Genomic DNA, 13,164 nt, shown 5'->3' with positions numbered 1-13,164 from the left:
CAACTAATATATTTGAAAAAAACCAACCCTTATCTATTGACAAAGTGATGGCAGAGGGTGAAGTAATGAAAGATTTTATTGGGGAATGGATAATTCAAGCGCTGATTTTACGCGATTTTGTGTTAAAATAAAGTGTCTAGTAAAGTTGGCTCTCCCTTATTGCGGTGAGGGGATTCACGGAAAAATATTTATGAAAAAGGGGATAAAATCTTGGAAAAAATATTAGTTTTTGGACATAAAAACCCGGATACAGACACAATCTGTTCGGCAATCGCTTATGCAGACCTGAAAAAGCAGTTAGGTATCAACGCTGAACCAGTTCGTCTGGGTGAAGTGAATGGTGAAACTCAATATGCATTGGACCAATTCAAATTCGATGCTCCCCGTCTTGTGGAAAAAGTTGCAGGGGAAGCTGATGGCGTAATCTTGGTCGATCATAACGAACGCCAGCAAAGTGCTGAAGATATTGACCAAGTCCGTGTGTTGGAAGTTATCGACCATCACCGTATCGCTAACTTCGAAACGAGCGATCCTTTATATTACCGTGCGGAACCAGTTGGCTGTACGGCAACCATTTTAAATAAAATTTATAAAGAAAACGGCATTGAAGTTCCTAAAGCAATCGCAGGTCTTATGCTGTCTGCCATCATTTCCGATTCTTTATTGTTCAAATCACCTACATGCACGGAACAAGACGTTGCAGCAGCTATGGAATTGGCTGCCATTGCGGGTGTCGACGCTGAAACATATGGATTGGAAATGTTGAAGGCTGGAGCTGACTTGAGCGACAAAACGATTGCTCAGCTTATCACTCTTGACGCAAAGGAATTCTCCATGGGAATGGCTAAAGTGGAGATAGCACAAGTCAATGCTGTTGATCCGAACGAAGTCCTTGCCAAGCAAGCTGAATTGGAAGCGGCGATTGAAGCGGTAATCGCTGTGAAGGAATTGGACTTATTCCTATTCGTCGTAACGGATATCCTGACTAATGATTCTGTTGCCTTGGCTCTTGGTAAAGCAGCTTATGCAGTGGAAAAAGCATACGACGTTTCATTAAACAACAACATCGCCGTCTTAGAAGGCGTTGTATCGCGTAAAAAACAAATTGTGCCGGTCTTAACGGACGTATTCAGCAAGTAATAAATGAAAAGGGATGCTCAATAAAAATTTTGGGCATCCTTTTTTGTACATGCAAAAAAAAGACTCAACCATCCATCAAGGGTGTTTGAGTCTTTTTTCTTAATTCAAGGCTTCCTTTTCTTTTTCATAGGCGATGACAATCAATTCTTTATTGGCTTCCTCGCCTAGTTTGCTTTCAAAGCTTTTCAGTTCATTCAATAAATCCGGTGACAGATTTGCTGCTGTATAATCCTGCTCGGGTGTCATGCTTTTCGCTCCTTTCAAAAGGAAATGATTCATGTTATCTATTTTGTCGGTTTGAAAAGTTTCTATTCAGTAGAATGTTACTTCTTCAAGATATTTTACTTTCGGACGTGGCGAGTTTTTCAAGCAATGACGAACTTTCTTGATCGAGTCCTTGCACTTGGACAGGTATTCCAAGAAGCTGATATTTATGGATAACCGTATCAACAGCACCTACCGCTGAATCATCCCAAATTTTGGAGTTGGTGAAGTCGATCACGATTGCATCGGCCTTTTCCTTGAAGTCAAACTTCGAAACAAAGTCCTGGACAGAAGCGAAAAATATTTGTCCGCTGATACGATAAGTGATTTTCTTAGCCTGGATGTCTTCCGTTTTCTCTACCGCCACTTTAGAAATTTTAGCCGAGAAGAAAATCATGCTCAAAAGCACTCCGGCAAATACCCCTTTTGATAAGTCATGAGTATAAAGAACGATGAGGACCGTCACGATCATCACGGCTGCATCCGACTTAGGAGCTTTAGTGAGCCTCTTTAGGGAAGACCAGTCAAAGGTCCCGATTGAAACCATGATCATGACTGCGACAAGTGCAGCCATTGGTATTTTAATAAGGACATCATTCAATACCACGATTAATACCATAAGGAATGCGCCCGCTACAAATGTCGAGAGCCGGCCCCTTCCACCCGATTTAATGTTGATACCGGATTGGCCGATCATCGCACATCCTGCCATGCCTCCAAAACATCCGGCGATGATATTCGAAATCCCCTGGCCTTTGGCTTCCTTATTTTTATTACTGTCCGTGTCAGTCATCCCATCGACAATTTGAGCTGTCAATAACGATTCAAGCAACCCAACAAACGCAAGGGCAATGGAATAAGGGAAAATGATCGCCAAAGTTTCGAAGGTCAAAGGGATGTCTGGAAGCATGAACATCGGAAGCGCCTCGGTCAATTGGCCCATATCCCCAACCGTCCGTACCGTAGCCCCTGTGGTAACTGCAACGATCGTCATGAATATGATGGCGACAAGTGGTGAAGGTATGACTTTCGTGATCATCGGAAAAAGATAAATGATTGCTAATGAAACGGCTGTCATGACATACATGATCCATGTTTCGCCCACGAAATGGGTGAGCTGTGCCGTGAAAATCAAGATGGCTAAAGAATTCACAAAACCAGTCATGACCGGCTTCGGAATGAACTTCATTAATTTCCCGATTTTTAAAACCCCTAGTAAAATTTGCAGCAAACCAGTCAATATTGTTGCAGCAAGTAAATAGTTCAAGCCATGATCTTTAACAAGGTCAACCATGACGAGTGCCATTGCGCCAGTGGCAGCCGATATCATTCCCGGCCTCCCGCCGACGAAAGAGATGACGATGGCAATGCAGAATGAGGCATATAGACCAACCATTGGGTCAACGCCGGCAATGATCGAAAAGGCAATCGCCTCGGGAATCAATGCCAAGGCAACGACAATTCCCGATAGAACATCTCCTCTAACGTTGCCGAACCATTCCTGTCTGTATGCAGATATATTCAAAGAAACACTCCTTCTTACTTTATATATGTGTGTTCATTTCTTTTTTATCGCACTAAATTATAGCATGAGTCCTTCTTTCAATCTATATGGATAATATAAACGACAAATCGAGGGCTATTCATTTCTAATTGAATGAAGGTAAAATGCCTGAAGAGGGAAGAATTGATACATAAGGTGCTTGAGCCATTATGTGAGGGAACCAAGGCTGAAGAAGCCTCAATTCATCTATACGATGAATAGGAAAACTGTTTATTGACCTTCTGCAGGGTCTCAAAAACTGAAAAAAATCAATGACTAAAAGGGATGGTATGTAGATTGCAGGTTGAAAGGGAAAATTAACTCGTACCTTCGTATTGGGAGGAGATATATCATTATCTTAGTAGACATCCGATTATCAAATGGAGGTAGGCGGTCCCACTATACAGGCCATGCATGTAATAATGTCAGTCGAAATGGATTGCCGAAAAATGGCTTGGCCATTTTTGATGTAATGGGCTTCTATACGCTTTTGTAAAATTCCCGCCAAGGAATGGAGTAAAACGGTAGGGATCTATTTCATGACTACTCGCTTTGCATTCTAGACATGGGTTTTAGAAGGTAGTGAAACGATATAGAATCTAATGATTACTTATAAATCACATGATGATTTATATCAATCAAGCCAGTTATGGGGCCAGCCGTACATTTAAGATAGTGCTTTAACTGTGTCAGTTATAATTGGGCATGAGGTAAGAGTGTTTTATTACCGGAACCATATCTTCCTTTTTTTCATACAAGGAAGTGGTGAGGGTGAAGAAGTAGGGAACCCCATACCAGTGTTAAGGGGCTAATCCTTATCAATGATACTGGATTTACATTTAGGACATGTCACTTCTTTATAATGCTTGAACCTGATCTTTCGAAGGTCGCTTCTGGACAACATTGCGAATACATTATATCTTGTGCCGCATGCACAAGTATTTTTATCTTTAACTATGTGTCTCTCATCCGTAGTAGCTGAATAAATGGTTGGAAAGAACATAATAACCCTCCTTGTTTTAATTTTAGGCAAATTAAAAAGGGGCAAGAAATTGATTATAAAATGATCCATTCAAGAAAAATCTTGGCAGCCCGGCTGCCATGACAACTAGTTGTTGGTTTAGGCCCGTGGCTTTGCGTCTTTTACTTTCATAAAATTTGCCTATAATAATCTTAACATAAAATCTAATGTGTTATGAAGTGCAGTAAAAATACTTATCAATTTATGATTGGGATCTAAGGTTGTCGGCAGCAGCTGGTTTCCACTATTCCTTTTTCATGTGTGCAGGACTCTTGTTAGTTTTTGGTCTAACTGCCTGTTTTGGAATACGACTGAAACGACATCCAATTCAAGAAGTATCCAGCACTACAGCTGTATGAGCATTAAACTTGAGAAAGCCTGCTTCCATCTGGAAGCAGGCTTTCTTGCCGAAATGTGATTAATGCGATCTGGCTAACTCCGGATTTCGGTGCATCGCGAAATAGAGGACAAGTCCGGCTATGAGGAGTAACGTGCTGGTCGTGATGAAAACGGCAGAGAATCCGTAGAAACCGGCAACCATTCCGCCCATTGCGGGTCCGATGATATTGCCTAAAAAGCGCAGGCTCGTATTGTACCCAAGCACTTCCCCCTGCATTGCGACAGGCGCTTCTTGGCGAATGTAGGCAATCCTTACAGGGATGATGCCGCCTATTGCCATGCCCAGTATGAAACGTACAAAAACAAGCTGCCAAAATTGATTGATGAAGGCACCGGGCAAGTAGACAAGAGCTGTCAGAAAAAGAAGCAGCACAAGAATCTTCACATGACCATGCCGATCACCTATCTTGCCCCAGTGACGCGCCATCAATAAATTACCCAGGCCTGCTGCAGAAAAGGCGATTCCTGAGTAAAATCCAAGATTGGAAGTTCCATGCAGCTCACCAACGTATAAAGAAAGAATGGGCTGGATGCTGAAGTGGGCAACTTGGACAAGTGTCGAAATGAGCATGACATTCACTAAAATGGGGTTCCTTAAGATATGCGAGAGAACTTCCCTGCTTGTATAGCTCGACTTCGTTCCCTTCTGCTGTTCCATTCGGTACTCCTTGGTTGCAAAAACAAGAAGTCCAGAGATGAAAATGGTGATGGAGGTGAATTTAAAGGCGGTTGAATAGCCGAGTGTATCTGCAAGCAGGCCGCCAAGCAATGGTCCGAAAAGGGAACCGGTTATATTTCCCGTTTGTAATGTTCCCAGTACACGTCCGGCAATTTCTTTTGGTGTTTGCGTTGATATGAAGGCCTGTGACATGGAAATGAAGCCCGTGAATATTCCTGTGAACATCCTTAAGACGAATAGCTGCCAAACATTTTCGACGAATCCCATCAGGAAGATGGACAGACCCATCCCAAAGGCACAGGCAATCAAGATTTTCTTTCTGCCATACCGGTCACCAATCCGTCCCCAAATGGGGGAAAATAAAAAGGCTGTCACGAAAGTGATTCCAAAAGTCCATCCGGACCAATGCTGGATATATTGAGTAGTATAATCTCCGAATGTACCAATGTATAAGGATATGAATGGAAGAACCATCGTCATGCTCCCGCCTATGAAGAAATTGGCGAACCACATGATGAAGAGATTCCGTTTAGCTATTTTATGAGCGTTCATTTACATACAACACTTCTTTCCTCCGAAAAAGCTTCGGGTTCCTAAATAATAGTATACAGAATTTAACTAATTTATTAAACGAATTTGTTTTACTGGTTTTTTAATGAATGAGCAAATGATATAATGTGAAAATATTGATTTTTCAGAAAAATTAAAATATCTAAGAGTATCATTTTCAATTAAAGGAGTTTTTAACATGTTAACGATTCTAGGATTTTGCATGATTTTAACGTTTCTTGTCTTAGTCATCACAAAGCGCTTATCAGTGGTTGTCGCTTTTATCTTCACTGCGATAGCTTTTGGTGTTATTGGTGGGTTTGCTACGGAAATGGGAGATATGATGGTTGCGGGTATTTTAAAAGTGACACCAACAGCAGTCATGATCGTTTTTGCTATTCTATACTTTGGTTTAATGATTGACGTTGGTTTATTCGAGCCCATGATCGCTAAAATTCTGAGCTTTGTAAAAGGAGACCCGCTAAAGGTTGTCATGGCAACCGCCATTATAACCATGTTGGTTGGGTTGGATGGAGACGGTTCTTCCACATTCATGATCACCGTTTCAGCCATGCTGCCGCTTTATATCAAATTAGGGATGAACAGGCTAGTATTGGCCTGTGTCGTTGGTTTAGCAGCTGGCGTCATGAATATGATCCCTTGGGGAGGTCCTTTGGTCAGGGCGGCCGCGAGCCTTCAGGTTGAAGTATCGGAGTTATTCATTCCTCTCATACCGGTCATGATCTGCGGTCTTTTATGGACGCTTTTTTCGGCATATGTGCTTGGCAAAAAGGAAAGGGAGAGATTGGGAGTCAGCTCCCTGGAAACGAACATGCAACCTGGTATGAGCGAACAGGCTGCAGCTGTTGAAACCGCACCTCAAGGAACATCCAAGCTTTTTTGGTTTAATTGGTTCTTGACGATTTTACTGATGGTTTTTCTGGTGATGGAAGTGCTGCCGATACAAATCTTATTTGCCTCCGCTTTTGCGATTGCACTATTCGTTAACTTTCCGAACCCGAAAGAACAGCAGGAAAGGATTTTAAGTCATGCCAATAGTTTTGTGATGATCTGTACACTCATTTTCGCTGCAGGGATTTTTACGGGCGTATTCACAGAAACAAAGATGATGGACTCGATGGCAGCTTCAATCGTAACCATCATCCCGGAGTGGCTCGGGGCACATTTGCCACTGGTGGTAGCGCTGACAAGCATTCCGATGGGGTTCATTTTTTCACCTGATGCCTATTATTTTGGCATTCTGCCAATAATAAGTGAAACGGCATCGAACTTCGGTATTGCTCCTGTAGAAATCGGAAGGGCGGCTTTATTGGGCCACTCGACCGCAGGGTTTCCCTTATCGCCATTGGTGCCTGCAACATTCATATTAATTGGCCTTGTAGGCGTGGACTTTGGTGATCACCAAAAATTCTTGTTTAAATGGGCGTTTGGGACAACCATCGTCATGACGATTGCAGCCATTACTTTCGGGGTCATCACTTTGTAAAATGTGAGCCCATTAAGCTATATTGTAAAATCCTTATCTGTGAATTTAGTAAGGTGTTCACTCTCGCTGGTATATTCTATTTTCCTATTTATCCCGCTTTCTGTTTATTCTTCCATAATAGTGGAAAGTAATAAGAGGAAATACATATAAGAGAGTGAGGGAATGTATCATGAACTATAAACAAAAACTTATACTGCCTATGTGTACTGCCTTTTTACTGTATGGATGTAATTCAGCGGATGATTCAAATCAGGCCGACAATAATGCCGAGGATATGACTACAGTGGGACAAGGAACAGATACAGAGGTTGATCCGCAGGTGAAAGCGGAAGTTAAAGATGCAGAAGGTAAGGCACTTGGGACGGTGAACTTTACCGCTGAAGAGAATTCTGTAGTGATCGAGACAGCTTTGGAGGGCCTTGAGCCAGGCTATCATGGATTCCATGTTCACGAAAACGCAGCATGTGAGGCAAATGCCAAGGATGGCCCTTTCACTACAGCGGGAGGACACTTCAATCCAACTGATGAAACGCATTCTAAACACGCAGGTGATATGCCTCCTTTATATGTAAAAGAAGATGGGACAGCAAAATATACGGCTACATTGGATAACATGACAATAGATCAACTGAAGAAAGAAGAGCTGGCTGTAATCGTTCATGCGAATCCAGACAACTTTGCCAATATTCCTGACCGCTATGAAGCCAATGGAGAAAAAGGACCGGATATAGATACTTTGAAAACGGGTGATGCAGGAGATAGGCAAGCTTGCGGGATTGTTGTTAGTACAGAGGCAAAATAACAAAAAGTAAGAGCGATTCCTCTAAAGAGGAATCGCTCTTTTCATTGAAGATAGGACTGCTGACAGGTAAAATCTTAAAGCTGAAATCATTTTTTTTACGATTTAAGAAGGTTTTCTCTATTGTGATATAGAAGTAAGAATGTAAGTGAAGTTGTAGTAGAAGCAGTGGTATTAAAAAGATCAAAGTTAATTCTTGCAGTGGAATGAAACCAATGCATAGGTTTAATATAGGAAAATAAGATTTGGTTTGAATTGATCAAAAAACCCGAATAGGGATCATGTCCACTGATTCGGGTTTGCTAAAATCATTTTGCCGTAATGGAATCTTCGATTAGCTGTAATCTCTCAGCCACTTCTTCTTCAGAAAGGTTATGCTCGACTACATAGCGATTACGCGGATGCACTCGGCATTCATGGGTACAGCTGCGCATATGTTTGTGTTCGTTCTCTTCGCTGCAAAGGATTTTCTTGTTGCATTCAGGATTAGCGCAATTGACATAGCGTTCACAAGGTTCGCCGGAATAAATATCGCGTCCGACAATGACATGTTCCTTTTGATTGATAGGTACGGCAATCCTTTCATCGAAAACATACATTTGGCCATCCCATAGCTCACCTTGGACTTCGGGATCCTTCCCGTATGTTGCAATGCCGCCATGCAGCTGGCTTACATCTTCAAAGCCTTCTTCGACAAGCCAGCCGGAGAATTTCTCACAGCGGATACCGCCGGTGCAATACGTTAGGATTTTTTTGCCTTCGAACATTTCTTTATTTTCCCGGACCCATTCGGGAAGTTCACGGAAATTCGTGATTTCTGGCTTGATTGCACCCCTGAAATGTCCTAAATCAAATTCATAGTCATTTCTGGCATCAAGCACGATGGTGTTTTCATCTTGCATTTGCTCGAAGAACTCTTTCGGGCTCAAGTATTTGCCTGTCGTCTGGTTCGGGTTGACGTCGTCTTCCAAGCGAAGCGTTACAAGCTCATTGCGTGGACGAACATGCATTTTTTTGAAAGCATGGCCTTCAGCTTCATCTATTTTAAACACGATGTCGGCAAAGCGGGGATCGCTTTTCATCATGTCCATATATTGGTCGGTTTGTTCGATCGTACCTGAAACAGTTCCGTTGATTCCTTCTGAAGCCACCAAGATACGGCCTTTCAATTCAAGGGCTTTACATGCCGCAAGATGCTCGGCTGCGAATTCTTCGTGATTCTCGATGGGTACATACAAATAATAAAGTAATACTCTATATGGCTTTGTTTCCATTTTTTATTTACCACCTATGTTTTATATTTGCAAGATATAAAGGGTGATCATTAAGACACTTTTCTCTTACAGATAATCATTATACCAAGAAAACGTAAAAATGATAAGGGCATGAAGAAAAATCAAGAGGAGCTGTTTGGAATGTTGAAAGAGTTAATGAAATATCCAATCATTCAGGCACCGATGGCAGGAGGAGCTTCCACTCCGAAGCTTGTGGCTTCAGTATCCAATGCAGGAGGATTGGGCTTTCTCGCAGCTGGCTATAAGACTGCGGAAGAGATGAAGGACGAGATAGTGCAGACCCGTCAGTTGACTGAGCGCCCTTTTGGCATGAATGTATTTGTGCCAGGCAACGATGCGGTGGATGAAAATATACTATCTGGCTATCGTGAAAAGATCGAAAAAGAGGCCGAGAGCGTTGGGGCCGAGATTGGAAAAGCCAATAGTGATGACGATGATTGGAGATATAAACTACATGTATTGAAGGAGGCTGGGGTCGCTGTCGTCAGTTTTACGTTTGGATGTCCAACGGAAGAAGTAATAAGGGAGCTCCAAGATGTCGGTTCCCTTATAGCCGTGACAGTAACCAACCTTCAGGAAGCAAAAAAAGCGGCGGGAGCAGGCGCCGATGTTCTATGTGTACAGGGGGTTGAAGCAGGGGGGCACCGGGCCAGCTTTGATAACCGCATAGAAGATGATTACGGTCTTTTAGTATTGATACGGATGATAAAAGATGAACTGGACTTACCGATCATTGCCGCGGGCGGACTGATGCATGGAAAGGATATCGCGGCCGTGCTCGAAGCGGGAGCAACAGCGGCGCAATTGGGAACCGCTTTCCTTCGCTGTCCCGAAAGCGGGGCAAGTCCGGTCCATAAGGCGGCGCTGGTAAATCCCCGATTTACTCAGACCTCTATTACCAGAGCCTTCAGCGGCCGGAGGGCACGCGGGTTGGTGAATCACTTTTTAACGGAGTATGATAGCGTTGCACCAGTCGCCTATCCTTATGTCCATCACATGACAAAACAAATGCGGAAAGCGGCAGGACAAAAAAACAATCCTGAATTGATGGCTTTGTGGGCAGGACAGGGATATAGGTTGAGCAGGGAACTTCCTGCATCTGAATTGGTTGAACTGCTTGTAGAAGAATTGAACGGAGAAGGGTTTGGATATTGATTGAGATAAGGGAATTATTTAAGGATGAGCCACCCCCGATGCATTTATTGCTTTTGGCAGATCCTTCAAGGGAATTGGTCGAGGGATATTTGGAGAGCGGAACGTGCTTCGTTGCCGTGAGTGATAAGCGAATGATCGGTGTTTCTGTTTTACTGCAAAAAGGCCCGGAACTGATAGAAATAATGAACATCGCAGTGGATGAACGGCACCATGGAAGAGGAATCGGCAGGCAATTGATTGAACACGCCAAAGGCCATGCAAGGGAAAAGGGATATAAAATGATTGAAATCGGAACGGGGAATTCTGGGATAGGGCAGCTTGCCCTTTACCAAAAATGCGGTTTTAGAATAACTGGGGTCGATCGGGATTTTTTTAATAGAAACTATTCCGAGGCCATTTATGAAAATGGGATTCAGTGCCAGGATATGATTCGCTTGTCACAAAGCTTAGACTAAACAATGATCATCCAAATTTGACGGAAATGCTTTACAGACATCGCATTGCTTAGGGGGAATGAACTTGTTCTTTGGTGATATGATTTACCTTCTTTTTGCTTTACTAATGCCGTTTTTATTTGCGATTGGCGTTTTCATATTCATTCGATCAACGAAAAGGCAAAAGGATTCTTTATCGAAAATTCGTAAAGACTCACATGAAAAATAGCACAAGAGAAAAAGAGTGCAAAACAACGGCACTCTTTTTCTCATTTTCACCTTTCCAAAAAAGCTTCTAAATTCCGTTTCACACTTGGCCATTCTTGCTCGAGAATACTATAGACCACCGTGTTCCTGATCCTTCCATCTTGCAGTTTTTTCTCCATTCTCAAAATGCCTTCTTCAAGGGCGCCGAGCCTGGTTATGGCTGCACGCGATCTTTTGTTGCATTCGTCAGTCCTGAATTCAACCCGTTTCATTTGCCACTTTTCAAAAGCATGCTGCAATAGAAGGTACTTACATTCTGTGTTAATGGCTGTTCTCCATTTGTCGGGGTGATACCAAGTCGCGCCGATTTCCAGGGATTGATTATAAAATTGAATATTTCTTAAGCTCGTGCTGCCGACTATCGAATCATCAGTCCGATCGATAACGGCAAATGGATGATGAAGTTCCTGTTCCCTTGCTCGAATGCCTTCCTTTACATAGGAGATCGCCTCTTCATATGACAAAATTTTTGTTGCACTCCATTCCCATATTTCAGATGGCAGGGAAGCGGCGTAAAGCGGTTCGATATGATGTTCCATCATCGGGGTGAGTATCACGTGTTTTCCGTATAATTCGGTATGCTCCATAGTGTCCTCCTCTTGATTGATATCTTCATTATAAAAATATTCTGGTTCTGCAATAAGGACCAATACTGATATAATTTATGGAACCAGTTTGAAGGAGGACCAAATGTTTGAAATCACTCTAACCTTAGATAAAACGAATAAAGAAGCTTTATATGTCCAATTGTATAAATACTTTATGAAGGAAATCCAGAATGGGCAAATAAAGTCCGGAATGAAACTGCCTTCTAAACGAAAACTGGCTTTGCATTTAGGGATAGGCCTGAATACAGTGGATACGGCTTATCAGCAGTTGATGGCAGAAGGATATGTGGAGAGTCAATTAAGGAAAGGTTATTACGTAGCCGATTTAGAACCGATCTCAGCTTTGAATGAGCCGTTGCCTGTAACAGAAGGGATGATGTGTCCTCCGAATGAAAGAAATGAGATAGATTACAATCATGGCCGGGTGGACGTCGATTCTTTCCCGCATGCCGTATGGAAAAAATGCTTGAACAATACTTTGTATCTTCAGGAAAGGGAAATGTTCATGAGCGGTGATCCTCAAGGGGAGTGGGGGCTCAGGGCTGAGATTTCATCCTACCTATTTCAATCGAGAGGAGTTCGCTGCGGGGCTGATCAAATCATCATTGGGGCAGGTACCCAGTATTTCATCCATCTGCTGCGGTTACTTCTTGGAAATGAACGGGTATTTGGGTTGGAAGACCCTGGCTTTCATCGGGTAAGGGAGGTACTGAGGCTGGAGGGAGCGGATATGGCATCCATACCCTTGGATGAAAGTGGAATGAGTGTGGACTTCTTGAAAGAGAGTGCAGCGAATGTTGCCTATGTCACTCCTTCCCATCAATTTCCTTCCGGTATGATCATGCCGATAACGAGACGGGTGGAATTGCTCAATTGGGCAGTGGAAAAAAAGGGTTATATTATTGAAGATGATTATGACGGGGAATTCCGACATGCTGGTAAACCGATTCCGTCCTTGCAAGGGTTGGACAACAATGGAAGGGTCATCTACTTAGGTACGTTTTCAAAGTCGCTCATCCCATCAATCAGGGTGGGATTTATGGTGTTACCCATGGAGTTGGCTTGCCGCTATCAGCAGGAGTTAATAGGATACAAACAGACCGTTTCCAGACTGATTCAGGAAACGCTCTGTCTTTTTATGAAAAATGGGTATTGGGAGCGCCATCTGAATAAAATGCGAACGATTTATCGTAAAAAGAATAAGGTTCTGCTGGATGCCATTGAAGAGAGCTTCCATGATCGTGTAGCCGTAATCGGTGAAAAGTCAGGCTTGCACATTCTTTTAAAGGTAAAAAACGGCAGCAGTGAGGCAGAGCTCATTCAGAAGGCTGCCAGTATGGGGGTTAAAGTCCACCCAACATCGGTTTATCATTCAAAGAATGTGAAAGATCCGACTATTTTGATTGGGTACGGTGGTTTAACCGAAAGGGAAATCACAGCAGGAATCCGGCTTTTAAAAAAGGCATGGCTATAGCTTGTTGGTGCGAAAGTAAGGAAAGGCCAT

General features: G+C 42.8%; 12 protein-coding genes and 1 riboswitch. Of the genes, 7 read left to right on the top strand and 5 right to left on the bottom strand.

All coding sequences use genetic code 11. The features are described 5' to 3' along the window. The first annotated feature begins 210 nt into the window (after positions 1-210). Positions 211-1,140 (top strand): manganese-dependent inorganic pyrophosphatase, encoded by a 930-nt coding sequence (locus ACFVS1_RS16485; protein WP_352922234.1) that lies wholly within the window; start codon positions 211-213, stop codon positions 1,138-1,140. Positions 1,141-1,239: 99 nt separating this feature from the next. Here ACFVS1_RS16485 and ACFVS1_RS16480 read toward each other — a convergent pair whose 3' ends face one another. The 3 genes from ACFVS1_RS16480 to ACFVS1_RS16470 form a co-directional block, all read right to left on the bottom strand. Then, positions 1,240-1,386, bottom strand: coding sequence for a hypothetical protein (locus ACFVS1_RS16480; RefSeq protein WP_155726446.1), 147 nt, complete (start codon positions 1,384-1,386; stop codon positions 1,240-1,242). Positions 1,387-1,471: 85 nt separating this feature from the next. Next, on the bottom strand, positions 1,472-2,929 hold the full coding sequence (locus tag ACFVS1_RS16475; protein WP_387548837.1) for a SulP family inorganic anion transporter: 1,458 nt from the start codon (positions 2,927-2,929) through the stop codon (positions 1,472-1,474). 1,101 nt (positions 2,930-4,030) lie between these two features. Then, positions 4,031-4,120, bottom strand: a riboswitch (cyclic di-GMP riboswitch). A gap of 266 nt (positions 4,121-4,386) precedes the next feature. After that, positions 4,387-5,598 (bottom strand): MFS transporter, encoded by a 1,212-nt coding sequence (locus ACFVS1_RS16470; protein ID WP_352922231.1) that lies wholly within the window; start codon positions 5,596-5,598, stop codon positions 4,387-4,389. 196 nt (positions 5,599-5,794) lie between these two features. Between ACFVS1_RS16470 and ACFVS1_RS16465 the strand changes: the two genes are divergently transcribed. Together ACFVS1_RS16465 and ACFVS1_RS16460 are read left to right on the top strand one after the other, a co-directional pair. Then, positions 5,795-7,102 (top strand): CitMHS family transporter, encoded by a 1,308-nt coding sequence (locus ACFVS1_RS16465; RefSeq protein WP_387548835.1) that lies wholly within the window; start codon positions 5,795-5,797, stop codon positions 7,100-7,102. A 169-nt stretch (positions 7,103-7,271) separates the two neighbouring features. Then, positions 7,272-7,904, top strand: coding sequence for a superoxide dismutase family protein (locus ACFVS1_RS16460; protein ID WP_387548833.1), 633 nt, complete (start codon positions 7,272-7,274; stop codon positions 7,902-7,904). A 305-nt stretch (positions 7,905-8,209) separates the two neighbouring features. Here the strand turns inward: ACFVS1_RS16460 and trhO are convergent, their stop codons facing one another. Then, positions 8,210-9,175 (bottom strand): oxygen-dependent tRNA uridine(34) hydroxylase TrhO, encoded by a 966-nt coding sequence (trhO, locus tag ACFVS1_RS16455; protein WP_352922228.1) that lies wholly within the window; start codon positions 9,173-9,175, stop codon positions 8,210-8,212. Between the two features lie 144 nt (positions 9,176-9,319). On the opposite strand from trhO, the gene ACFVS1_RS16450 reads away from it, so the two are divergent. The 3 genes from ACFVS1_RS16450 (at position 9,320) to ACFVS1_RS16440 (ending at position 11,014) form a co-directional block, all read left to right on the top strand. Continuing rightward, entirely contained in the window at positions 9,320-10,351 is a 1,032-nt protein-coding gene (locus ACFVS1_RS16450; RefSeq protein WP_387549402.1) for a nitronate monooxygenase, read from the top strand. Then, entirely contained in the window at positions 10,351-10,806 is a 456-nt protein-coding gene (locus tag ACFVS1_RS16445; RefSeq protein WP_387549400.1) for a GNAT family N-acetyltransferase, read from the top strand. The genes ACFVS1_RS16450 and ACFVS1_RS16445 overlap by 1 nt, the downstream gene beginning before the upstream one ends. Positions 10,807-10,870: 64 nt before the next feature. Next, positions 10,871-11,014, top strand: coding sequence for a hypothetical protein (locus tag ACFVS1_RS16440; RefSeq protein ID WP_161922753.1), 144 nt, complete (start codon positions 10,871-10,873; stop codon positions 11,012-11,014). A gap of 46 nt (positions 11,015-11,060) precedes the next feature. On the opposite strand, the gene ACFVS1_RS16435 is transcribed toward ACFVS1_RS16440, so the two are convergent. Further along, positions 11,061-11,639 (bottom strand): GNAT family N-acetyltransferase, encoded by a 579-nt coding sequence (locus ACFVS1_RS16435; RefSeq protein WP_352922224.1) that lies wholly within the window; start codon positions 11,637-11,639, stop codon positions 11,061-11,063. Positions 11,640-11,742: 103 nt separating this feature from the next. Here ACFVS1_RS16435 and pdxR point away from each other — a divergent pair, with 103 nt between their 5' ends. Beyond that, positions 11,743-13,134: a MocR-like pyridoxine biosynthesis transcription factor PdxR gene (gene pdxR / locus ACFVS1_RS16430; protein ID WP_387548830.1), complete on the top strand. Its 1,392-nt coding sequence runs from the start codon at positions 11,743-11,745 to the stop codon at positions 13,132-13,134. Positions 13,135-13,164: the final 30 nt, after the last annotated feature.

This window comes from Peribacillus sp. NPDC058075, assembly GCF_042885195.1.
Classification (GTDB): Bacteria; Bacillota; Bacilli; order Bacillales; family DSM-1321; genus Peribacillus.
This window is presented reverse-complemented; position numbering and strand designations above follow the sequence as displayed.